Raw genomic sequence first — 22,809 nt, forward strand, 5'->3', positions numbered from 1 at the left:
GCACGTGAGGTCAAGGGAGTCGAGCCGGCAGAACGTCGTGAGATCAGGAGATGAGAAAGTAAGCTTGGACACGTCGAGGTCTTTCGGATGGACTGTGTAAGAACTTCCATCATCGGAAGACCTCGACGTCTATCCGGGCAGCGCCACGCCGTGTCCTGGAATCACTGATCCACACCCTCAATTACGAAGAGCCGGAAATGTCCCCGTGCTGGGTGAATCTGTGCCACAATGGGAGACGACACGGAAGATGTCCACACCATCTCACCGCTGTCCTGTGGCGATAGTTTGCGCGACCACCGATGATGAACCGCAACCGCGTTGAGTGTACGTGAGGAAACGAGCTCAATCGTGCGAAGTGGATCGGTCCCGGGTGACGTTCCCGACCGGCATCCCGCGGAGACCGTCGGAGATGAGAACAGACTGAGCTAGCACGAGATCGGTCGCCGCCCAGACGCCACAGGTTCCGTGCCTCACCGTGGCACCTCACCCGGTGGAGCCGGTTCAGACCAAGCTTTTTGTGTGCCATCCAAGGCGCACCCCGGACGATCGGGGGAAACGCGCCCGTCACGGCACCCGAACCGCCTCGCGGTCAGTGTGTGGCTGATGCCGAGGAATGAAGGAGCTGCAGTGGCAGCTGACAACGAACCACAAGTGAACACCGAGAATCAGACGGAGGGCAACGAGGGAACCGACGACCAGGTGGCGTCGTTGCAGGTTCCCGACGACCCGATGGATGTGCTCTTTCACGCCCCTGATCTCTCCGATATTCCAACTCGTACCCGCCGGGCGGATGACTCTGAGAACGACGGGGGCCATGCAGAGTCCTCTGATTCTGAGCGGTCCGGACACGGTAAGGACTCTCACGGAGAAAAATCCGGTCGCTCACGCCGTAAGCGCCGCGGTCGTCGTCGCAATAACGCTGAGCAGCAATCGTCATCTCAGGGTGATGATGGTTCGAATCCCGGACAGGGTGACCGCTCGGGTGCTGAAGATGGTTCGGAGAAGACCGGCCCATCCGGTCCAGCAGACCAGGGCGATGATCAGCCGGTAGCCCGCCGCCGTCGGAAGCGTCGTCGGGGTACCACCGACCTGGAAGTTGACGGTGGCACCGGTGATGACCCGGAGAACACCGTCACCAAAGTGCGTGCACCGCGTCCGGCCGGGGGATCGGGGACCGGCTCGGACCAGGTCACCTCGGTGCGTGGCTCCACCCGCCTGGAAGCAAAGCGTCAGCGTCGCCGGCAGGCCCGGGGACGTCGCCGTCGTGGCAATGTGTTGACCGAAGCTGAGTTTTTGGCCCGTCGGGAGTCCGTGGAGCGGACGATGATGGTGCGCCAGCGGGAGCACCGGATCCAAATTGCCGTGCTGGAAGACGGTGTGCTGGCTGAACACTTCGTATCCAACACCACCCAAGACTCGTTGATCGGCAATATCTATCTGGGCAAGGTCCAGAACGTGTTGCCCTCGATGGAAGCGGCCTTTATTGATATCGGGCGTGGTCGCAATGCGGTGCTGTATGCCGGTGAAGTCAACTGGGATATGGCACAGTTGGAGGGCAAGCCCAAGAAGATCGAGAATGCGCTGAAGTCTGGTGACTCGGTGCTGGTGCAGGTCACCAAGGACCCGGTGGGCCATAAGGGTGCCCGGCTGACCTCCCAGATTTCGTTGCCTGGTCGCTATTTGGTCTACGTTCCGGGTGGGTCGATGACCGGTATTTCCCGTAAGCTCCCCGATACGGAACGTTCCCGGCTCAAGAAGATCCTGAAAGATCACATGCCGGACAACGCCGGGGTGATTGTCCGCACGGCCGCCGAGGGCACCTCGGAACAGGAATTGATGAACGACATCAACCGGTTGCGGGCGCAGTGGGAAGAGATTGAATCCGCCTCCACTTCCACGAAGGTGCTGGCCCCCGAGCAGTTGCATGCTGAACCGGACCTGACGATCAAAGTGGTCCGTGACGTGTTCAATGAGGACTTTACCGCCATGGTGGTTCAGGGTGATGAGGTCTGGGACAACGTGGAAGCCTACGTAACCTATGTGGCACCGCACCTGGTGGATCGGCTCAGCAAGTGGGACCCGGACGACCACGACGGTGAGGACCTGTTCGCCTCACACCGCCTGGATGAACAGCTCCACAAAGCCTTGGATCGTAAAGTCAATTTGCCGTCGGGCGGTTCCCTGATCTTTGACCGCACCGAAGCGATGACTGTCGTTGACGTCAATACCGGGAAATTCACCGGTTCTGGCGGCAACCTGGAAGAAACGGTGACCAAGAACAATCTGGAAGCGGCCGAAGAGATTGTGCGCCAGCTTCGGTTGCGCGATATCGGTGGCATTATTGTCATCGACTTCATCGACATGGTCTTGGAATCCAACCGAGACTTGGTGTTGCGTCGTTTGGTGGAGTGCCTGGGCCGTGACCGGACCCGGCACCAAGTCGCTGAAGTGACGTCGCTGGGCCTGGTGCAGATGACACGGAAGCGGATGGGGACTGGACTGGTTGAAGTCTTTTCCGAAACCTGTGAGGCCTGCGCCGGTCGTGGCATTATCGTCCACGACGAACCGGTGGAGAAATCGGTGTCCTACGACTCCCACGGGCAACCTCGCAAACACCGCAACCATTCTTCCTCGGCCTCGGATTCGCGGTCGCGACGCAAGAACCGCAAGAACGACAAGAACCGTTCGGACCATCACCACCACAACTCCTCACACGAGCACGACACCTCGAACCAGGAGCAACACCAGCGTGAAGAACAGGCCGAGCGGGATGCGAAAGCCGAGCAGACTCGCAATGCGATGAACTCCATTGCCGCAGCCAGCAATGGGTCCTCGCAACAGAAGGGCTCCAACGACCAACAGGATGAAGGCCAGTGCGGCAAGGGCGAGCAGAATTCCTCTCGAGGTCGCCGTGGGCGAAAGCCTCGTCGGGCAGACTCGGACGGTGCTGTCCAGTCGCAACAGTCCATTTTGGACGACATCAATTCCGCACTGGATGATGTGCAGCGCGCCCACGAGTCCCAGGAGAGCCAGCACGCTTCGACTCCCTCCGGCTCAGTGACAACAACCGACACGGCTCAGCGCGCGAAACCACGCCGGCGGCGGGCGACCTCGGATGTGGGGGCAGAAACTGTCCAGACCGCCCCGGTAGAGTCCACCCCAGATTCCGGCGCGCAGTTCACCGCCCGGTCAACGACCTCCAGTACCAAGGCCCCGAAGGAATCGACCGAGACCAAAGAGGCTGCTGCGGTGATGCTGGGTGTTGGCGTGAGTGCAGAGGATATTTCCTCACCGCAATAACGGTCAGCAGACGCGAAAATGTGGCGCATCTTTCCCGGTGTGTCATTTGAAATTCACGTAACAGACAAGGTAAGGTATAGCTTTGGTGCTGTGAAGTTACGCGTTAAGTGTGCGTAAAACATGCCGGTCCACCCACCGAGTCGAGGCTGAGAAGGTCAAAATACCTCCGTGTGGCGTATCGGGCCTCAGCCACAGCAAAAGAACAATTTTCTAACGTCGAGAGAAGTGAGTCCCAAGTGGTGTACGCGATTGTCCGCGCTGGTGGCCGCCAGGAAAAGGTTTCCGTTGGAGACCTCGTTACCCTTGACCGCGTTCCCGCTGAGGCCGGTAGCTCCATCGAGTTGCCCGCACTGATGGTGGTGGATGGGGACAAGGTCACCTCGGAGAAGAAGGAACTAGACAACGTTAAGGTGTCTGCCGAAGTTCTGGAACACCTCCGTGGTAAGAAGGTCGTCATCCAGAAATTCAAGAATAAGACCGGCTATAAGAAGCGTCAGGGTCACCGTCAGAACCAGACTAAGGTCAAGATCACCTCTATCGCCTAGGTCGATCGAGACGTCAAAGAAAAGGATTTAGCAGATGTCAACGAAAAAAGGTGCAAGCTCGACCAAAAACGGTCGTGACTCCAACCCGCAGTACCTCGGAATCAAGCGTTTCGGTGGACAGGCAGTCTCCGCTGGTGAGATTCTCGTTCGCCAGCGCGGCACCCAGTACCACCCCGGCAACAACGTCGGCCTGGGCAAAGACCACACTCTGTTCGCTCTGGCATCCGGCTCCGTCGAGTTCGGTCAGCGCCGTGGTCGCCGCGTGATCAACGTGGTACCGGCAACGACAGAATAGCCGTTGCGCACCGTGAGAGCATAGCTGTCACTATAGACCAACGCTCCAGCGGGGGCGGGCCTGCCTGGGTCCGCCCCCGCTTGCGCTATCTAAACCCCCGAACCGCCACCGACTGAGACCACCTGACTCGTGAGGGAGAAACCAATGCCACAGTTCGTTGATCATGTCACCTTGCACGCCACTGGTGGCAACGGTGGCCACGGGGAAACCTCGGTGCGCCGGGAGAAATACAAACCACTTGGCGGACCCGACGGAGGCAACGGCGGTAGCGGTGGAGACGTGGTGGTCGTGGCCGACTCCCAAGAAACCACATTGCTTGACTATCACCACGGTCCCCACCGCTCAGCCACCAACGGCGAGCCCGGTAAGGGAGGGAATAAAGATGGTCGAGACGGTGAATCACTGTATCTACCGGTCCCAGTTGGCACGGTGGTTAAAGACCAAGAAGGCAACGTGTTGGCAGATCTCGTGCATCCCGGCATGGAATACGTCGTGGCCGCCGGTGGCACCGGGGGGCTGGGCAATGCGGCGTTAGCGTCACCAAAACGTAAAGCACCCGGATTCTCATTGCTCGGTATTCCAGGCGAAGAACGTAGTGTTGTGCTGGAGCTGAAATCCGTGGCCGATATTGCCCTGGTCGGTTTCCCCTCGGCAGGGAAATCCTCTCTGATCGCTGCGCTGTCGGCTGCACGACCGAAAATCGCCGATTATCCTTTCACCACACTGGTTCCTAACCTGGGAGTGGTTCAAGCCGGTGAAACCCGGTTCACCGTCGCCGATGTGCCCGGTCTGATCCCCGGTGCCAGTCAGGGTAAGGGCTTAGGGCTAGAATTTTTGCGTCACGTCGAACGTTGCGCGGCGTTGGTCCATGTGCTGGATTGTGCGAGCTTGGAATCTGACCGCGACCCGATTTCGGACTTCGAAGCCCTGGAACACGAACTGGCCGCATATTCGGTCAAACCAGTCCAGGGTAGCAGTGGCGAGCAAATGAAACCGCTGAACGAACGTCCGCAGTTGGTCGCGCTGAATAAGACGGATCTTCCCGACGGCCAGGAGATGGCTGAGATGGTTCGAGATAACCTGGAAAGTCGCGGACTGCGGGTCTTTGACATCTCAGCGATTGCCCACCAAGGCCTGGACGCCTTGAAATTCGCCATGGCTGAGTTAGTCAACCAAGCCCGGGCCGTTGCCCCCGAACCCGAGCCTGCTCCCGTTGTGCAGATCACGCCCCGGCGCCGTCGGGGTGATCGTACCCAAGACTTTACGATTACCGCCGAGGAACGGAGCGCGAAACCACTGTTCCGTATCCGCGGGGACAAGCCGGAACGCTGGGTGGCTCAAACCAACTTCGCCAACGATGAGGCCGTGGGTTATCTGGCCGACCGCTTAGAGCGAATCGGTATTGAAGAAGAACTGTTCAAAGCCGGCGCAGTGCCTGGGGCTACTGTGGTGATCGGTGATGACGACACCGGAGTCGTCTTCGACTGGGAGCCGACGATTTCGACCGGGTCGGAACACCTCACCGGTCCACGGGGTTCCGACTACCGCATGGACGAGCGACACCGTCCGACCCGTGAAGAAAAACGTCAGGACTGGGCAGAACGCAAAGCGGCCCGGGCCGCCACCCAGGCCGAAATGGAACAGGAACGTCGCTGCGGTCTGTGGACCGACTGGCATCATACCGACGAAGACGACGACCAGTTCTGATCCGGTCCTTGCCCCGCACAGATCACATCCATCCAGCACCGAAGGCGATACCCGCGTGAGTACCCGAACCCCTGTCTCGCACAACCCGGTCACTGACCGTTCGACCATTTCCCAGGCGCGTCGGATCGTGATCAAAATTGGGTCGTCATCGTTGACCACTCCCTCCGGTGTGTCGCTGGAGGCTATAGACCGGCTCACCGCGTTGATCGCCTCCCTGCGGAAGGCTGGCACCCAGGTGGTGCTGGTCTCCTCTGGCGCGATCGCTGCCGGGTTACCGGTTTTGGACTTCGATAAACGACCCAAGGATCTGGCAACGCTACAGGCCACTGCCGCGGTGGGGCAGAGCCAGCTGATGGCCTACTATGCGCAGTCCTGCCACCGCCACGGATATACCGTTGCCCAGGTGTTACTGACCGCCGATGAATTGATGCGCCGCACCCAGTACAACAATGCTTTCCGTTCGCTTCAACGGCTTTTGCATCTGGGCGTGATCCCGGTGGTTAACGAAAACGACGCGGTGGCCACCCAAGAAATTCGGTTTGGCGATAACGACCGCCTGGCTGCACTGGTCGCCAATGTGGTCAAAGCCGACCTGCTGGTGCTCCTGACCGACGTGGACGCCCTCTACGACGGACCACCCACCCGACCCGGCAGCACCCGCATCGCCCGTGTCCGCTCTGCCGAGGACCTCCACGACGTCACGATTGGCACCACCGGCACTGCCGGTGTGGGCACCGGAGGGATGGTGACCAAAGTCGAAGCCGCCTCGATCGCCACTGGGTCCGGGATTCCAGCACTGCTGACCGCGGCGTCACTGGCAGCCCCGGCACTGGACGGCGAGGATGTGGGCACCTGGTTTGATGTGCGCGGTGAACGCAAAACCGCTCGCTCGGCCTGGTTGGGGTTGATGGCCGAGACTCGAGGATCAATTCTCATCGACGACGGGGCGGTCATTGCGGTCACCCAGCGGCATCGCTCCTTGCTCCCTGCCGGAGTGGTCGACGTCCGCGGAGAATTTGAGCCTGGAGACGCGGTCGAAATCTGCGATGTGCACGGCACCATCGTTGCCCGAGGCTTGATCAATTATTCCTCCCATGAGCTACCCGAGATGTTGGGCAAGTCCACCGCGGAGCTACGGGAGGCACTCGGGCCTGAATACGATCGGGCAGTGGTCCACACCGACGATACCGTCACCCGCGATTCCTTCGGTCTCACTATCCGCCCGTGAGATGTATCCCATCGACGCTAGACTGGCCTGTATGACCACACAGCAGGACTCCACGGTACGCGCGGCAGTTTGGGAGATGACTCAGCGGGCCCGTCGCGCCCAGCAGACATTGGCCTCGGCATCACGAGCTCGCAAAGATCGTACCCTGCAGGCACTCGGTGAGGCAATCTGGGACCAACGTCGCTACATTTTGGACCACAATCAAGCGGATCTGAGCGCCGGAGCCGACAACGGTCTCTCGGTGGCGCTACTCGACCGGCTCACGCTCACCGAACAGCGTATGGCCGGACTGCGCTCCGCGCTCAACGAGCTGGCCACGTTACCCGACCCCGTCGGTGAGGTGGTCCGCGGACGTAACCTTCCCAACGGGATCCGGATGCAACAAGTCCGGGTGCCCATCGGCGTGGTCGGCGCCATCTATGAGGCCCGGCCGAACGTCACTGTCGATATTTCCGGTATTGGGCTCAAAGCCGGTAGCGCGGTGCTACTACGGGGTGGATCGGCGGCTGAACACACCAACCGGGCTACCATCGCCATCTTGCGCTCTGCCCTGGCTGATCAAGGCTTTGACCCCGATGTCATTCAATCCGTGGACGAGCACGGTCGCGCTGGGGCGAGGGCCATGATGGAATTGCGCGGGGGAGTCGATCTGCTGATCCCGCGCGGGGGAGCGGGGCTGATTCGCTCGGTGGTGGACAACGCCCGGGTCCCGGTCATTGAGACCGGGGCGGGTAACGTGCACGTTTATGTGGATGCTAGTGCTGACCCACAGATGGCCGCCGACATCGTGCTGAATTCGAAAACCCACCGCACCTCCGTGTGCAATGCGGCCGAAACCCTGCTGATCCACCGCGAGGCGGTCCAGGCCGGCCGTGAGGCGCTGCGCGCCCTGGCCCAAGCCGGGGTGCGTTTGCACCTGGACGATGCAGCTCGGCAACTCATTGCCGCCACCGACTCACCGAGCGCCGGGATGTTGCTGGAGGTCACCGAACAGGACTGGGATACCGAATACCTTGACATGGAGATGGCGGTGGGCGTCGTCGATGATCTTCAGACCGCCATGGAGCACATCCAAGCTCACACGACCGGCCACACCGAAGTGATTATCACCAACGACCTCTCCCATGCCGACACGTTCATCGCTGGCATTGATGCTGCCGTGGTCATGGTCAACGCCTCCTCACGGTTCACCGATGGTGGGCAATTTGGGCTGGGCGCAGAAATTGGAATCTCCACCCAAAAGACCCACGCCCGCGGGCCCATGGGGCTGGAAGAGCTGACCAGTACCAAGTGGATTCTGCGCGGTCAAGGACAAATCAGAACGTAGTGGAAACAATGTGAGTAGACTAGGTGATGATTTTGCACACCGCTGAGCGATAAGAAAGAGAACGCCCATGCTCTCACATCTCACCACCCTTGGCTCCGGTCCGGAGATTGTCAACGAATTACCGGTTGAACCCTGGGCTTACGGGGTTGCAGTCTTCGTGATCCTGATGTGCTTGCTGTTTGCCACCATGTCCCTACGCTCCGTTCGGCGTCGTCACCAGGCCCCGGGCAGCGAGGTCGTCACCCGCGATCGCGCACACCAGCGTTTCGACGAGCAGTCTGGACACTAAAGACCGTTCTGGAAACCTCTCCGTCGCCATCCCGGTCTCGGACCCACGATCGTTGCAGGGTGGGACCGGGATGTGAAAGTAGTTTAAGTCGTGACTCACTCTGATCAGTCCCAGATGGCAGGTAACGGTGCCCAGCGCCGGCCCCGTCTGGGCATTATGGGCGGTACCTTCGACCCCATCCACCACGGCCACTTGGTCGCAGCCTCGGAAGTTGCCTCCGAATTCGAGTTGGACGAGGTCGTCTTCGTGCCGACCGGACGTCCCTGGCAGAAGGCCGATAAAGACGTCACCGCCGCCGAACACCGGTATCTCATGACCGTTATTGCTACCGCGGCCAACCCGCGGTTCTCCGTCTCACGGGTGGATATTGACCGTCCCGGGCCGACCTACACCGCCGATACCCTCGATGACCTCCACGCCTTGCGGCCCGATGCCGAGCTCTATTTCATCACCGGTGCGGATGCGATGGAAAGCATCATGTCCTGGAAAAACGTGGAGAATTTGTGGGGTAAAGCGCATTTTGTCGGTGTCTCCCGGCCCGGTCATGCCCTCGATGACTTTGGGCGCGATGACATTTCGCTGATGTCCATTCCGGCCATGGCTATTTCCTCCACGGACTGTCGGGCCCGGGTCAGAGCCGGCAAGCCGGTGTGGTACCTGGTTCCAGACGGAGTCGTACAATATATCGCCAAGTACGGTTTATACCTGAGCGAAGACACCGAAGAGGCCGCTACAGACCCGCTTCGCCCAGCGGTCGTCAGACACATGGACCCGACCAACGCGACTGATCAGGAGGTGATCTCGTGAGCAACGAGTCATCACGCCCGCTGTCCCGTCGTGAGCTACGTCGTCGCCGTGAACGGGCCATCTTCGAGGGCACTGCGGTTGAGCAGACCGGACGAAGCGAACAAAACAACCAGCCCCGTCGCGCGCGTCGGGCTGCGGATTCACCCACGGATGCTCCGTCGATGGTCTCTGGTCGGGTTCCTCGGATCCAGCAGGAATATCGATCCGCAGGACACCGCGTCGCCGATACTCAGCGCGGAAGTGTTCCGGGCCATCCCGGACAACACGCTGATCCGCAAGCGGTACCCGATGCGCCGAGGCACACCACCGTTCCACAGCACCACCGAACCGCAGCGCACTCAGCGCGGTCAGCTCCTGTTGATCAGGTCACCGAGAGTTTCCGGCGAACTGACGTGACGGGACAACCCGAGCCAGTTCGTCGTGCGCCCAGTGCCGAACGCACCCCGCCGGCGACTCCCCGGCGTCACCGTCGTGCCGATGCAGACGCCACCGCCACCGGTGGTATCCCGGTCATCTCTCAGCAACCTCAGCCAAGCCCCGCACCATCGCAGGACACCACCCCACGGTCCCGACGACAGGCGCGAGCAGAGCGTGTCCAAGCCTACGCCGAGGCAGAGTCTTCGAATATTTTCAGTCCCGACGCTGACGATGTGGCCGCCCAAGAACGCCCGCAACAGCATCCGCGCCGGGCTGAGGCACCACAAACCGTCGAAGACCACCCGGCAGAACCTCAAGCAGTGCAGTCGTTTCACGAGTATTCCTCCACTGCCACCACCGAGATCACCGGAATTGGGTTGACCCAACCGATCGAGGATGAGCGTGCCGAACTTCAGCGCGAAATTCAGCATGTCTCTGAGGAGATCGCCCGGATCGGTGAAACGAACCCCAACCGGATTGATCCGCGCCTGTTACAACGGCAACAAGATCTGGCCAAACGAATGGGCGAGATTAATCAGCGCGCCCAGAGTCAGGTGATCTCCGATGAAGAGTGGACGTCACATACCGGGTTGCCAGCTGTCACCGAGGACACCGCACCGCCGAAAATAAACGATGAGCTCCAGGCCAAGGCCACAGCAACCCAATCGGTGGTGGAACCTGCCACTCAGGACCGTCCAGCACCCCGTTCCCGTACCACCGCCACGTCGGCGAGCGAACCGGTGCCAGCGCCGGCGAAAGTCAAGAAGAACCCCGTCGGTGCTGGCTCTGCCCACGGGCTGGACCCCCTGGATACCCGCGATTCCGCTGCTGCTGAGCGGAGAATGATGATGTGGTCTACCGTGGTATTAATAATCGGTGTGGCCACCTTGATTATCGGCCTGGTTCTGCTGTTTTTCTAAGTAACGACGATCTCAACCTGCTAAGGAGCTTAGTGAGCGTTCCCGAGACCACCCTGACAGCACTCAACGTTGCCGCCCAGGCGGCCGATAGCAAACAGGGGGAGCATATCTCCGCTGTTGACGTGGCCGCGCGCCTGGGAATTACCGATGCCTTCTTATTCGTCAGTGCCAGCTCAGAACGCCAGGTAAAAGCACTCACCGAAGAGATTGAAGATGCCCTGCGGCAGCAGGAAGATCTGAAACCAATCCGGCGTGAAGGCACTGAAGAAGCCCGCTGGATACTGCTGGACTATGGCCATTTTGTCGTTCACATCCAACACCGTGAAGAACGTGAACTGTTTGCCCTGGACCGCTTATGGGCAGAAGCACCGCAGATCGAGCTAGATGTGGCACGCCCCGAACACGACAGCGAGCTGGACTAGACCGGAGAAGAGCACGTCCCATGACATTCCGCGTTGTTTTGCTACGACATGGTCAAACGGAATGGAATGCTCGTGAACGATATCAAGGGCAAACCGACGTGCCTCTCAATGAGACCGGAGTCGTCCAGGCGAAAGAAGCAGCCGAACGGTGGCTCGGGACCGATTTCCTGGCCGTGCGGAGTTCTCCACTCATGCGGGCACGGACCACGGCGGAGTATGTGTTGCAGGCTCGTGGAGTACGTCGTCCAGTCTCGCAGATTGTCACCGTGGACGCGCGTCTGGCCGAAACGGCCGGGGGACAGTGGGAATCACTCTACTTCTCCGAGATTGCTACCCAGTGGCCAGAAGAATTTGCTCAATGGCGCAGGCCCGATATCAATTGCGGGCCGGTCCAGGGCGAAACACCCAAAGAATCCGGCACTCGCAGCGCCCAAGCAATCCGGGAAACGCTGAGTGGGGTCTTACCGAAGCTGGGCCATAATGGAGCATCGGCTACTGTGCTGTTTGTCGCGCACGGCAACACCTTACGGGCCGCGACTCATGTACTGTTGGGACAACCCGATTCTCACTACGGTAGCATCCCCCGGCTCGACAACTGTCGAGCCCACATCTTGACCTATACACCCGGGGCGTCCCGAGAATTTCAGCTCATCGATGCGAACGTTTAACCGCCGATTTGCACAATTAAAAGATGCGGTTGTATAGTAGAGAAGTTGCTTCCGAGAGGTTGCAACTACTCACTACGGGGGTATGGCGCAGCTGGTAGCGCGTCTCCATGGCATGGAGAAGGTCAGGGGTTCGAGTCCCCTTACCTCCACGTAAGATGAGAAAATCGGAACTTGCCCCGCCTGATGGCGGGGCAGTTTTGTTTCTGCGGTGACTTCGGCCGGGGCGTCGATGGTGATGCGGGTAAACAGGGCGCGGTTGAAGATGCGTCGTTCGGCTGGTTCGCACTTGTTGTAGAGGTCACCGAGGTCGGGCAGGAGGTCGGTGAAATGGCCGAGTGAGATCGGGTGTCGGTGTAGTGGGTTGGGATCAGCTCCAGGCGTTAAGTTGGGCGTTTGTCGAAGACGTCGTTGCGGTCCGCCCGGGCTTGCGTGGCCTGGGTTTGGCTCACGGAGTTGTGCTGGTAGGCGTGTTCCGTCTCAGCTTCGGCGTGTGCGGCGAGGATCGCGGAGCCGTGGAACTACTCGTAGCGGTTCCCGGTCTTGTCCTAGGGGCGTTTGATCATGAGCTTGGCGCCACGGGTGTAGAACAGGGTGCCTTTGCGGTAGTGGTGATACTTCTGGGATTGTTCGCCACGGGTGTTGTTGGCGTCGAGGTTGGCGTGGACACACACCGAGGTCGTGGCGTCGACGAGGGGCTGGTGGGTGCCGTCGTCGGTGACGCTACGGAAGGTGACGGTGCCCTGGTAGGAGGGGTTGGTCTTTGGCGGCCCGTTAGTGGTGACTGTTTTGGCGGGCTGTGAGTTCCCTTGGCCAGGTGCGGTGGGGACCAGTCGCCTACGGTGCGGGCGGTGAGGTAGCCCAGGGGTGCTTTGGTGGGGGGTGCCACCGATAGTGGTCCTCCGGGTCATGTCGCGGGGGATTTCTTGGGCTAGGTTCAGCGAGTAGAACGCGACCACGAAGTCCACGATGCTGTCCATGAGTATCCCGGTCTCGCCCCTCGCTCAACCAGTACGGGAGTACCGGGGGCGATGCAACCCCTGTGGCGGGTGTCGCACTGCTCGTCCTGCGTACGTATCGCAAGCCTACCTCCGCGTAGGACCGCTTCGGACGAAGTCAGAGGCTGAGAAGCAACCTTACGTTTTCCGGCCCCCTGACCAGTTGTTCAGAACGCTGCCGCGATCTTCTGTAGCGTGTTCCAGCTGCGAGCGGTCGCGACAACTCCGAAGCGCTGCTCCAGGGCTGTAGAAGAGGCGCGCATGTCCTTGACGCCGTTCGGGGTCCAGACAAAAGCCGTTCGGCCACTGAGCTTGACCACCTCGGGGTGGAAATCCTCGACTTCGAGTTCGGCCACTTGCGCCGGTGAGGGAGCCTTCGACAGAAAGACGGCCAGATATTTCGAGGCATCGTTGGCGATCTCTTTGAGCGGGTTCGCGTCCAAGACTTCGCGGATCTCGTCAGCCGAGCGCACCAGAAGAGGCACATCCACACCGAAACCGCCGCTCATCGCACCACGGATCGAGGTGCAGACCCCCTCCTCAGGAGTCGCCACCCGTGACAATGACGTTGCCACTTTGGCCGATGGTCACGACTGCCTCGAACCCAGCACCTGCGAGCGTGGTCCGCAATTCAGCCATCGGAACTCGGTTGGACTTACCGACGTTGATGCCACGTGGCATCGCAAGCCAGCGGGTCATGCGAGCTCGTCTTCGAGCGTGCCGAGAATTCCAGTCAGCTCACCAGTGCGGGATCCGGGAATGATCACGATGGACAGTTCTGGCTCGCCGGCGGTGAGGATCCCGTTGTGCGCCATGACAAATGAGCCGTGCTTGCCATCGGTCGTGTCGGTGAACAGCTCGAGCGCAATATATCCGGCTGACTGGCGGTCAGGGGTGCGCACTGCAATCATCTGAGCCTCGGAGGTTCCGGTGACAGGCCCTGAGCAGGTCTTGTACACGGTGTTGCGATTCAACACCACCCCGTCTTGGTCGTGGAACGGGGCCTCGCTGTCTGTGGTGACTTCGAAGGGTCCGCGAAGGGTGGCCATGGTTACTCCTCTTGCAATGGTGGTGATGACGGAACGCCGATTGCGAAGGGGTTCGTCTGGGCTCAGGTTCGGGGGCTGAAAGTCTCGGTAGTCGCACTCTCGTGCTGGAAGCTAGCACACATCATGCCGTGTGGGCCGCCGTCGGCGGTAGTGACGACGAGCTGGTAGAAGTCGCTGAAAGTCGGATGAACGCAGATTTCGTGACGTGGGATCTGCCCTTGCAGAGTGTCGTCCCTATCTCGTTAACAACTCTGATTCTACCTAAAGATGAGTCCGGTGACAGGTTGTTATCGGGGCATGCTTCTCAGACGGATCTCGAGGAGGTTGATGCGGTGATGGAACTACCCAACGGCGAATGGTCAGGCATCGAGGTCGAGCTAGGCGCGTTTGCCTCGGATCTGGTCATAGAGTCATCCCCGAGCATGGCTACCAAGATCAAACATGACCGCCACGATGCGCAGGCCACCCAGGTGGTGGGGATAGGTAAGAGCTATGGCTACATGCGACCGGACAGCATATTTATCGTATCGATCACCGCGCCGGGGGAATTGAGTGTTGCCGGCGTGGGAGCGAGTTTCGACGAGCCTTCTGTTAGGTCCACGTTGTCATCTCCCACGACATCGTTCCGGTTAGATCGTGTGACTTTTCGTATATGTGGACTCCTCGTCCTTGTTCTCGGCTGGGATTGATCCCACGTTTGGCGGCGTTTTTCACGGTGTGGAGCCGGGCACTGATCACGGTGAGAAGGGCGGGACCGCAGTCTTGCGCGGACTCCAGGACCTGACCGTCTCGGCTTCGAGCCTCGTTGTCTCGCACCCCGCGCTCCGTCGCATGGACTTTGCGGGCTTTGCGGTGGTCAAGTGGCACCTGATGAAGCCTCACACCGGTCGTCGCTCTTGCATGAGCCCCTTGGTCCTTGGTGGTCTCTCGAGTCAGGTACAGATTGGAGACTCGGCGACTGAGACCAGCGTGTTTCCGGTGTCGGGAGTTCCCCGCGAACCTCCGCGACTATTGCGGAGGCTTCTGGATTTCGCCAGCGAACACCTTGAGCCCTCACGCCTCCCTGTGATTCCGCAGCTCTGTATGCTTTCGGTCAACTGGGCCCCACAGCGCCGACGTGACAGATACCTCATCGCAGGCCACCGAACGAAGGGCACCACGCTGGGAGGAAGGCTGAGTTCGACGCTTCCGAGCTCGACCCGCTACGGACGGGCGACGACGCTCGTCGTCCCGCACCGATTTCGCATCGTCTGCGTGCTCATGGCTCTCGAATCTTGCTCGTGTCGACCACGGTGACGGATTCCTGACGGTGATGAGCGGGTGACGCCACTCCGCTCGATCACATCACCAAGCGTCCCATGCTGCCGGGAACGCAGGGATGTACCACCACCTCGGACGCGCAAGGCTCGAGGTCTGCGTGTAGCTCTGCACCAATAGGGACATCAGTACCTGCCGCGCCGCTTTTTCACCCCAGGGTTGACGGGGACAATGACGACCTGCCATGCTAACAGGCATGAGGAGTAACCCCAGGGGTGACAAGACTCCGGATGACGCTTTCGGAGCCGAGTGGGTGCGCGTATTGGCGCACCGGCAGAGGGAAGGACAACACGTTATGGACAAGGTTGTCGAACGGTTTCGTGCCACAGGCGTTCGACCCGACGATGTTGAATCGCACCTGCGCGATGCTGGTGACCGTCTTTATGCGGCTGCCACCTCAGACGATGACCGGTGCGCAGACGAGTTCGGTGGCCCACGAGCGGTCGCTCTTCTCGCAGCGGAGATCAGCGCACTGATGTCCCACCTTGTCGCACGGGCTGCAAGCATTCGGTCTGTCTGTGTGGAGGCAATGCTCGAGGAATTTAGCGCCGTCACGGTCGCTGGAGCGATCGGCGTGGCTCGGCAAAAAGTCTACGAGCTTGCCAAACCCGAGGCGGACAAGGACTACCTGGACCATTCCCCTTGGAGGATGGAATGAACGACATGAAAGAACAAATCCAGCTCCCTGTTCCGGCTGAAAGACAGCTGTTGCATCCGATACATATCGGGCAGGCACGAGCTGTTTACATCCGCGGATGGTGGTTCGCACGCCTGGGCTCAATCCTCGTGGCGGTTGCACTCGGATCTGTGATCTGGCTACTTAATAACAACCTAATCCCGGCCCTCCTGGCAGCGCTAACGACCTACGCTATCGGCATCGCGGCCGGGCGCTGGTACACCGCTCGGGCGTGGGACTTTGTACCCCGAAAGCGACAGCTGCAGCGCGACGGGATGGGGTGGAGGATGGGCGCGGCAGGCATCGATGCAGTCGCGCTAGTCGCCGCGACGATTGCTTTCGTGCTCGTTGCTCACGCTCACCGGGTCCCACTCGCGGTGCTCGTCTTCGCTCTCGGCGCAGTTGTGGTCATCGGGCTGTTGCAAGGGGGCGAGCTCGTATACCTCGCTACTCGGACGGCAACTCGCCGAGATGCGCTTCCGAAGATCGTGATGCTGATAGCCGTGGTCATTTCGGGTTTGATCGCAGTGCTGATCGGGATCGGTACTGCCTGGCACCCGCAATTGGTGCGGGTTGCGCTCCTCGGTGGAGGAACGGTGCTGTTGGCGCAAACCCTCTGGTGGGTCTTCGACGTCTCTCGGCGTAGGCAGGACGCGACGGCGCGACCGCGATGTCCGCAGTGACCCCCAAGGACCGCGCCCGCCTGGCGGAGCTGGGAAAAATGCATGAACTCTGGTCGCCCAACGACGAGCCAGTCCTCCTCGCCTGCGGAGCAGAGAACACGACCATCGCTGTCGGGGACTATATCGTGCGGTGTTCGGCTGACCACGAAGCCCTCAACCGCGAAGTGCACCTGCTCGATACGCTCGCGCGCGTCACCTCGGCCCCAATCCCGATACCAGTGTTTTATGAGGCCGAACTCGGCACGTTTGCCTACCGGAGACTTCGTGGCACGCCACTGCTTCGTCGACGAAAGCGGGACTCGACGGAGGTTCGGCAGGCCATCATCGATGCGTTATCGGCCTTCCGCCGGTTTCTGCCGGCTTCGCAACTGCCGGCTGATCGGTATCCATATCACGCCTGGCATCAGGACGCTGTGCGTAGCTACCGGGCGGTGCGTGGTCACCTAAGTGCGGGGCAGGGACGTCTCATTCGCGCGTTCCTGGACGAGCCGCCCCCGCCGACACGGTCGCTCCTTATCGCACAGCACAACGATCTGGGGGCCGAACACATTCTCGTCGATGACCACGGAACAGTGACTGGCATCATCGATTGGACCGATGTGGCGCTCACCGACCCTGCCCGTGACATTGGATCCATCTACCGGGACCTGGGGCCTGAGGCGGCCAGTCACATTGGGGAAGCGTTGAACGGGCCTCTGACTGAAGACGAGCTACATCGCATCCGCTTCCACGCCCGGTGCAGATGGCTTGAGGACGTCGTCTTCGGTCTCAGAGATCCGCTATCGCGCAGACCGTATCTCGACAACGCCTGGAGAGCGTTCGACCATACATTTGGTAGCGCATCATGACTGAGGGGACTTGCCGTCAGCGGGGACTGTTGTGGCACCTAACCTCCGCGAGCTCGTCAAAGATGCTCACGTCGTCGTTGAGGTCCGCTTCGCAGGTGACAGCGGTGAGGTCTCGAGCATCCTCGACCACACAGCGCAGGCAAGATCACGACGGTGGGATGTCCCAACGGGTCAAGGATGCTCCGGAACGCAAGGTAGCGTTCCGCGCATCTGTCAAACGCGTGCCCAAGCCGGCACCCGACTGGCCATGCCAGCAACCGGTCTATTGGCACCGCCGGAGCTCGGATACTGTGTGGGTGTCACCGGGATCATTCCCGGCACTGTCCGCAGCACGGGCATGTTAGGTCTGCTCGCTGGGTTGCGGCGCGTCGATACGCGGATGGGCTGACCCCAACAATCGCGGTGAACTGACGTGCCGCGTGGCCACGGCTATGCCACCCAACTTGTGCCATAGCGACACCGATCGGAAGGTCAGTCGTCACCAAGAGCTCAGCAAGACGGTGGGCTCGAACGTGAGACAGGTACTGAATGGGCGACATTCCAAAGCGCTGGCTGAAGGCCCTGCCCAGCTGCGAGATCGATAGGTGCACAAGGTCGGCGAGGTCACGAAGTCGCCAGTCCTGGGCGGGATCTTGACAGAGGAGGCGTGCTACCCGATGTGTGGCTGTCTCAGTCGGGTCGGCATGGCTTGCTGCATTCTCCTCAGCTAAGGGTCGTCGCAAGGGTCTGATACTCATCGGCGTCGCCTTGTGGAAGAGGACGGTGTGCGGTGACGCGGTGGCGAGGAGCGTGCGGTTTTGAACAGGTCCACCCATACCGGGACCGGCAGGTCTTTCGGCAGGTCAGTGGCACTCACCTGGTGGCGTGTTAGCCACGCTTTAACTGTCTGCAGTGAGCCGAGCGTCGTGTTGCGTGCCAGAACTTGGGCGATCCCGCGTCCAGGTCCGGTGTAGACACGGTGGACCAAGGCGCGGAACTGACGTCTGTGTGCCGGGGACAACAACGGGTGTTCGCGACGTTGGATGGTGAGGATTCCACCGTCCACGCTCGGACGTGGGGTGAACGCGCGAGCGGGAACACGACTGTGTAGCCTGAACTCGAACCACGGCGCCCATTGTGCGGTCATCATTGTGGCACCACCAACGCCCGCTCTGCGGCGGGCAACCTCCCATTGTACGAGCAGGATCGCCTCATTCCATGCTGGGGCGTGCAGCATGCGTCGCAGTATGGCGGTGGTCTGGTGAAATGGCAGGTTGCCGACGATCACCTGCGCAGATGGCGGAAGCCGGTAGGCCAGGAAGTCGTCATTAATGACCTCCACATGTGACGGGAGACGGTCTGCCAAGCGCTTTGCGAGCTGAGGGTCGATCTCGACGACAGTGACCGCTCGCCCCAGCTGGGCCAGTGGCGTGGTGAGGGCTCCATCACCGGGGCCGATCTCGATAATCGGGCCTTTGGTCGCTGCCACGAGTCGGGTTATCGTGGCGATGATTGATGGGTCAGTAAGGAAGTTTTGGCCGTACTCATGACGGCCACCGTGATAGGTAGGCACTGTTTGCTCCGTGGTGGTTGTGGAACCGGGCACGATGAATAAACCGCCCGGCCGGGTGATTTCTCCGGAGGCAGGAGCAACAACGGGGAGTGTGCTCGCCGCCGTTAGCGGCGGCGCAGACGCAGTGAAGCAGTGCCGTAAAACAACATGCCAACTAGTGTAGGTGACCCACCGTCACTCGACGACCCCATAGCCCGTCCATGCATCAAAGATGCGCAGATGCGTATCATCGCGGGCCATCACGAATCCATGCGCCTCTGCGACCACAGGTGCTCTGCACTATCGAGGTCAGCTCCGTGAGAGATCTCGATAAGGTTGCTAGGCGCCGTAGCGGCCGATGGTGGAACGCTTTCGACGCGCCTGTTTGAGGAGCGGATAATGTGGGCAGATGTCGGCTCGAAATTTCTGCCACGCCCCATCGCGACCGACGGCAACGACCAATGGGTGCTCGGTGTTCCTACCTCGTTGTTTCGCCGAAGTGGGTAGCCTGCTCGGGGGCGGGCTGGCTCGGTTGTGGCATGACTGTTTGGGGATATGGTCTACGTGCCCGGGGAGCGCAGGTATCGAGGGACAACTTCAGCGTCTGGGGGACACGCTCATGGACTGCGGTCGGGGCAGGCCTATCCGACCCGGTGTACAGCCGGGATGCTGAGTCGACGCTGGATGGATCTTCGAAGGGCATGGAGATGCTGACAAATACCACAGATTGACCGGTCCAGTTGGTCCCCGTTATCGCTGATATCGGAAATCTCGGTGCTTTGACTCCAAATGATCAGTTCACAGCCATCTTCACAACTAGTAGCTGAACCTCACAGCGTATGCCAGTAGCGAGCTGGGTGATCAGGCCATGATCGGTGACTAGGCATCGTGGGATCAGGCGTCCAGGACCCACGGCGGATGTTGTTTGTTCAGAAACGCCGTCATCCCGGCTTTGGCATCATCTCCGCCAAAAAAGCGCTGGGAGAGCTCAACCATGTCCTGCTCACGGGTATCCATAAGCTCGAGAACATGACGGTTGACCAGCATCTTTGATGCTTCCAGCGCTGCCGGAGCAGCTTTGCGTAAGTCGGTCAGAATCTCCTCGACCGTGCCGTCAACAGAACCATCGGTGTCAGTGATGGCATGAGAAATGAAGCCTGCTGACAGCGCTTCGTCTGGGGTGATGGTGCGTGCCCGAAGAAGCCAACCTGCTGCGGTTCGGTCACCAAGCCGGGCTAAGACCACGGGCGCGATCATGGCGGCGACGACCCCGATCCGCACTTCGGTGAGCCCGAAAGTGGACTGCGGACCCGCGACGACAAAGTCGCAGGCAGCCACAAAGCCCATTCCACCGGCCCTGACATGACCGTGGACCGCTGCGATGATCGGTTTAGGGCATGTTAGCAACTCACGGATGACAGCGTTCGCAGTCGAAGCGCCTGTCGTCGGCGTGCCACCTTCGGTGTCGTTTAAGGAGTGGTCTTTCAGATCTGCACCAGCGCAGAACACCGAACCGGTGTGAGTCAGCACGATACTGCGTACCGAATCATCAGCACTGGCCCGGTCCAACCCCTCAGAGATGCCCTGCAGTAGTGCCTGGTTGATCGCGTTGCGATTCTCCGGTGCATCGAGTGTCAGGGTCGCCGTTGACCCCTCGAGGGTATAGACCACGCTCGTCATGCTGTGACAGCCTCCTTTTCACTCTGGGCAACAATTACGGCCAGCACGGCACCAACGTCAACACGATCACCGACACTGACCGTGAGCTGTTCGACAATGCCATCAGCATCGCTGGTGATGGCGTGCTCCATTTTCATAGCTTCCACCCACAGGATTTTTTGGCCTGCCACCACGGCGTCACCAACTGTTGCCTCGATATGTACCACGGTGCCTGGCATGGGCACGATCAGGCTACCCGGTGCAGAGACCGTCTCCGGATCGGTGAAGTGTTCGACCTCAGTGAGCGTTACGGACCGTTCGGACCCGGTGACGACCACTTGACGGCCCGTTCGTGACACGACGAAACGTCGCTCCACATCGTCGATGCGCAGCCGCACGACAGCCGAGGATGCCGAGACGACCTCCACGCTGTTAACGTCAGGCACCGAGCTGGGGGAGATCTCCCAGCCATACCGACGTTGGCGATAGTCGATGGAGATCTCCTGGCTACCGAGAAGGAAGGCGCGAGTTCGCCAGTCGGGGTGGAACAACCGCCACCCACCAATGCGCGGTCGCGGATTCTCCTCGGCGATGTGGCGGGCCAATGCCTGGTCTGCGTTCTCTGGTGCGCCGAGCACCACCACGCCATCGGGGCACGCGGGAGCGCCTTCGGCCACAGCTGCCGCCGTAGCGATGGCTGCCACCACGGCAAACAACCTTGTGGTGGTCTCGTCAGTGGCCGGCGTGAACACAGCAGGATGATCCTCTAAGTAGGAGGTGGCGGTGTGCCCCGAGAGAAAATCCTCTTCGCCCAGGATGCTCACGAGCAGGTCGGCATTGGTGACGGGGCCGTCCCACACCATCCTTTCCAGAGCTGAGGCAAGTTTGCGTGCGGCACCGTGCCGGGTTGGGGCAACACCAATCATCTTCGCGATCATCGGATCGTAATCGGTGCCCATCACATCTCCGGCTTGGACACCAGCATCGAGACGAATCGCCGGGTGTCCGGGTGCTGGGTTGTTGAAGACAGCGTCCACTTCCGGCACCAAGAACTCTCGGATCGGTCCGGCTTGGGGCGACCAATTCTGCGTGGGGTCCTCGGCGTAGAGGCGCACTTCAATGGCATGTCCCTGAGCCCGGGGTTCGTCACCGACCAGCTCTGCCCCGGCCGCGATGTCCAACTGCAACCCAACGAGGTCGAGCCCGGTGGTACATTCAGTCACCGGGTGTTCGACCTGCAAGCGGGTATTCATTTCCAGGAAGTAAAAGGACCCGTCCTCGTCGGCCAAGAACTCAACGGTTCCTGCTCCGATATACCCCAGCCGTTGCACCGCGTTGCGAGCGGCCTGATAGAGACGTTCACGCATTCGCGCGCCCCGGCGTTCAACCAGCGGAGCGGGCGCCTCTTCGATAATCTTCTGGTGGCGACGCTGAATCGAACATTCTCGTTCTCCCACTGCCCAGGCGTTGCCGGCCCGGTCACCAAACACTTGGACCTCGATATGGTGCCCGGTAGGAATATAGCGCTCACAGAAAACCGTGGGATCGCCGAAGGCACTGGCGGCCTCGCGCGAGGCCGAGGACACGGTGTCAGCAAGCTCATCGAGACGTTCCACAATCCGCATCCCGCGACCGCCACCACCTGCTGAGGCTTTGACGAGCACCGGTAACTCAGCTTCGGTGATGGATTCGGGGTCGAGATCCGTCAAGACCGGTACGCCGGCCTGCTCCATGAGGCGCTTGGACTCGATTTTGGACCCCATTTGTTCAAGAGAAGCGGGATCCGGACCGATCCAGATCAATCCGGCCTCGATAACAGCTCGGGCGAAGCCAGCGTTCTCGGACAGGAACCCGTAGCCGGGGTGAATCGCATCGGCGCCCATTTTCTGGGCGGCCGCAATCACGAGCTCGGCACGCAGGTAGGTGTCTGCTGGGGCGGTACCCGGCAGACGCACGGCAAGATCGGCTTCGGCGACGAACGGAGCATGGGCATCCGCATCGGAAAATACCGCTGCGGTTCCGATCCCGCGGGCTTTGCATGTGGCGAAGACCCGTCGAGCGATTTCCCCACGGTTGGCGACGAGCACCCGGGTGATCGGGCGTGTTGTGGTCTGGACAGTCATGTG

25 protein-coding genes and 1 tRNA gene are annotated in these 22,809 nt (G+C 60.6%); 18 read left to right on the plus strand and 8 right to left on the minus strand.

The window, feature by feature from the left end; translation table 11 throughout:
* Positions 1-603: 603 nt before the first annotated feature.
* The 13 genes from DCC25_RS05760 (at position 604) to DCC25_RS11430 (ending at position 12,264) form a co-directional block, all read left to right on the plus strand.
* Positions 604-3,300, plus strand: a complete 2,697-nt coding sequence (locus DCC25_RS05760; RefSeq protein ID WP_110101067.1) for an Rne/Rng family ribonuclease — start codon at positions 604-606, stop codon at positions 3,298-3,300.
* Between the two features lie 236 nt (positions 3,301-3,536).
* Positions 3,537-3,845, plus strand: a complete 309-nt coding sequence (rplU, locus tag DCC25_RS05765; protein ID WP_110099780.1) for a 50S ribosomal protein L21 — start codon at positions 3,537-3,539, stop codon at positions 3,843-3,845.
* A 34-nt stretch (positions 3,846-3,879) separates the two neighbouring features.
* A complete protein-coding gene (rpmA, locus tag DCC25_RS05770) occupies positions 3,880-4,140 on the plus strand; it encodes a 50S ribosomal protein L27 (protein ID WP_110099779.1) in 261 nt (86 codons plus the stop codon).
* 144 nt (positions 4,141-4,284) lie between these two features.
* Positions 4,285-5,847, plus strand: coding sequence for a GTPase ObgE (gene obgE, locus DCC25_RS05775; protein WP_110100972.1), 1,563 nt, complete (start codon positions 4,285-4,287; stop codon positions 5,845-5,847).
* A 55-nt stretch (positions 5,848-5,902) separates the two neighbouring features.
* Positions 5,903-7,075 (plus strand): glutamate 5-kinase, encoded by a 1,173-nt coding sequence (proB, locus tag DCC25_RS05780; RefSeq protein WP_110100973.1) that lies wholly within the window; start codon positions 5,903-5,905, stop codon positions 7,073-7,075.
* A gap of 31 nt (positions 7,076-7,106) precedes the next feature.
* Complete coding sequence (locus tag DCC25_RS05785; RefSeq protein ID WP_110099776.1) at positions 7,107-8,402, plus strand: glutamate-5-semialdehyde dehydrogenase; 1,296 nt, start codon at positions 7,107-7,109, stop codon at positions 8,400-8,402.
* Between the two features lie 67 nt (positions 8,403-8,469).
* Positions 8,470-8,691 (plus strand): hypothetical protein, encoded by a 222-nt coding sequence (locus DCC25_RS05790; RefSeq protein WP_110099775.1) that lies wholly within the window; start codon positions 8,470-8,472, stop codon positions 8,689-8,691.
* Positions 8,692-8,805: 114 nt separating this feature from the next.
* Positions 8,806-9,498 carry a nicotinate-nucleotide adenylyltransferase gene (gene nadD, locus DCC25_RS05795; RefSeq protein WP_110099810.1) on the plus strand — a complete coding sequence of 231 codons (693 nt, stop codon included), beginning with the start codon at positions 8,806-8,808 and terminating at the stop codon, positions 9,496-9,498.
* On the plus strand, positions 9,495-10,835 hold the full coding sequence (locus DCC25_RS05800) for a hypothetical protein (protein WP_110099774.1): 1,341 nt from the start codon (positions 9,495-9,497) through the stop codon (positions 10,833-10,835). Before nadD ends, DCC25_RS05800 begins: the two co-directional genes overlap by 4 nt.
* Before the next feature lie 32 nt (positions 10,836-10,867).
* Positions 10,868-11,257 carry a ribosome silencing factor gene (gene rsfS, locus DCC25_RS05805; protein ID WP_110100974.1) on the plus strand — a complete coding sequence of 130 codons (390 nt, stop codon included), beginning with the start codon at positions 10,868-10,870 and terminating at the stop codon, positions 11,255-11,257.
* A 20-nt stretch (positions 11,258-11,277) separates the two neighbouring features.
* Positions 11,278-11,925: a histidine phosphatase family protein gene (locus DCC25_RS05810; protein WP_158524738.1), complete on the plus strand. Its 648-nt coding sequence runs from the start codon at positions 11,278-11,280 to the stop codon at positions 11,923-11,925.
* A 76-nt stretch (positions 11,926-12,001) separates the two neighbouring features.
* Positions 12,002-12,074, plus strand: a tRNA-Ala gene (locus DCC25_RS05815).
* A 34-nt stretch (positions 12,075-12,108) separates the two neighbouring features.
* Positions 12,109-12,264: a hypothetical protein gene (locus DCC25_RS11430; RefSeq protein WP_199445882.1), complete on the plus strand. Its 156-nt coding sequence runs from the start codon at positions 12,109-12,111 to the stop codon at positions 12,262-12,264.
* Between the two features lie 206 nt (positions 12,265-12,470).
* Here the strand turns inward: DCC25_RS11430 and DCC25_RS11435 are convergent, their stop codons facing one another.
* The 4 genes from DCC25_RS11435 to DCC25_RS05830 form a co-directional block, all read right to left on the minus strand.
* Positions 12,471-12,902 carry a hypothetical protein gene (locus DCC25_RS11435; RefSeq protein WP_199445883.1) on the minus strand — a complete coding sequence of 144 codons (432 nt, stop codon included), beginning with the start codon at positions 12,900-12,902 and terminating at the stop codon, positions 12,471-12,473.
* 185 nt (positions 12,903-13,087) lie between these two features.
* Positions 13,088-13,474, minus strand: coding sequence for a DUF1697 domain-containing protein (locus tag DCC25_RS05820; RefSeq protein ID WP_158524739.1), 387 nt, complete (start codon positions 13,472-13,474; stop codon positions 13,088-13,090).
* A complete protein-coding gene (locus DCC25_RS11770) occupies positions 13,461-13,619 on the minus strand; it encodes a DUF1697 domain-containing protein (RefSeq protein ID WP_110100976.1) in 159 nt (52 codons plus the stop codon). The genes DCC25_RS05820 and DCC25_RS11770 overlap by 14 nt, the downstream gene beginning before the upstream one ends.
* On the minus strand, positions 13,616-13,969 hold the full coding sequence (locus DCC25_RS05830; RefSeq protein ID WP_110100977.1) for a DUF3224 domain-containing protein: 354 nt from the start codon (positions 13,967-13,969) through the stop codon (positions 13,616-13,618). The genes DCC25_RS11770 and DCC25_RS05830 overlap by 4 nt, the downstream gene beginning before the upstream one ends.
* 101 nt (positions 13,970-14,070) lie before the next feature.
* Between DCC25_RS05830 and DCC25_RS05835 the strand changes: the two genes are divergently transcribed.
* The 5 genes from DCC25_RS05835 (at position 14,071) to DCC25_RS11440 (ending at position 17,881) form a co-directional block, all read left to right on the plus strand.
* Positions 14,071-14,658, plus strand: coding sequence for a hypothetical protein (locus tag DCC25_RS05835; protein WP_146206418.1), 588 nt, complete (start codon positions 14,071-14,073; stop codon positions 14,656-14,658).
* A gap of 923 nt (positions 14,659-15,581) precedes the next feature.
* Positions 15,582-15,944, plus strand: a complete 363-nt coding sequence (locus tag DCC25_RS05840; protein ID WP_146206419.1) for a hypothetical protein — start codon at positions 15,582-15,584, stop codon at positions 15,942-15,944.
* A 5-nt stretch (positions 15,945-15,949) separates the two neighbouring features.
* Entirely contained in the window at positions 15,950-16,645 is a 696-nt protein-coding gene (locus tag DCC25_RS05845) for a hypothetical protein (RefSeq protein WP_146206420.1), read from the plus strand.
* Positions 16,633-17,493, plus strand: coding sequence for a phosphotransferase family protein (locus tag DCC25_RS05850; RefSeq protein WP_110100981.1), 861 nt, complete (start codon positions 16,633-16,635; stop codon positions 17,491-17,493). Before DCC25_RS05845 ends, DCC25_RS05850 begins: the two co-directional genes overlap by 13 nt.
* A gap of 31 nt (positions 17,494-17,524) precedes the next feature.
* Positions 17,525-17,881, plus strand: a complete 357-nt coding sequence (locus DCC25_RS11440) for a hypothetical protein (protein WP_199445889.1) — start codon at positions 17,525-17,527, stop codon at positions 17,879-17,881.
* On the opposite strand, the gene DCC25_RS11895 is transcribed toward DCC25_RS11440, so the two are convergent.
* The 4 genes from DCC25_RS11895 to DCC25_RS05870 form a co-directional block, all read right to left on the minus strand.
* Positions 17,802-18,308 (minus strand): helix-turn-helix transcriptional regulator, encoded by a 507-nt coding sequence (locus DCC25_RS11895; RefSeq protein WP_110100982.1) that lies wholly within the window; start codon positions 18,306-18,308, stop codon positions 17,802-17,804. The two genes, DCC25_RS11440 and DCC25_RS11895, sit on opposite strands and share 80 nt — an antisense overlap.
* The gene (erm, locus tag DCC25_RS05860) at positions 18,227-19,045 is read right to left on the minus strand and encodes a 23S ribosomal RNA methyltransferase Erm (protein ID WP_110101069.1); all 819 of its coding nucleotides are present in this window, start codon (positions 19,043-19,045) and stop codon (positions 18,227-18,229) included. Before erm ends, DCC25_RS11895 begins: the two co-directional genes overlap by 82 nt.
* Before the next feature lie 873 nt (positions 19,046-19,918).
* Positions 19,919-20,704: an enoyl-CoA hydratase-related protein gene (locus DCC25_RS05865; RefSeq protein WP_110100983.1), complete on the minus strand. Its 786-nt coding sequence runs from the start codon at positions 20,702-20,704 to the stop codon at positions 19,919-19,921.
* Positions 20,701-22,806, minus strand: coding sequence for a biotin carboxylase N-terminal domain-containing protein (locus DCC25_RS05870; RefSeq protein ID WP_110100984.1), 2,106 nt, complete (start codon positions 22,804-22,806; stop codon positions 20,701-20,703). The genes DCC25_RS05865 and DCC25_RS05870 overlap by 4 nt, the downstream gene beginning before the upstream one ends.
* Positions 22,807-22,809: the final 3 nt, after the last annotated feature.

It is taken from the genome of Auritidibacter sp. NML120636, from assembly GCF_003185945.1.
In the GTDB taxonomy this organism is placed as follows: domain Bacteria; phylum Actinomycetota; class Actinomycetes; order Actinomycetales; family Micrococcaceae; genus Auritidibacter; species Auritidibacter ignavus.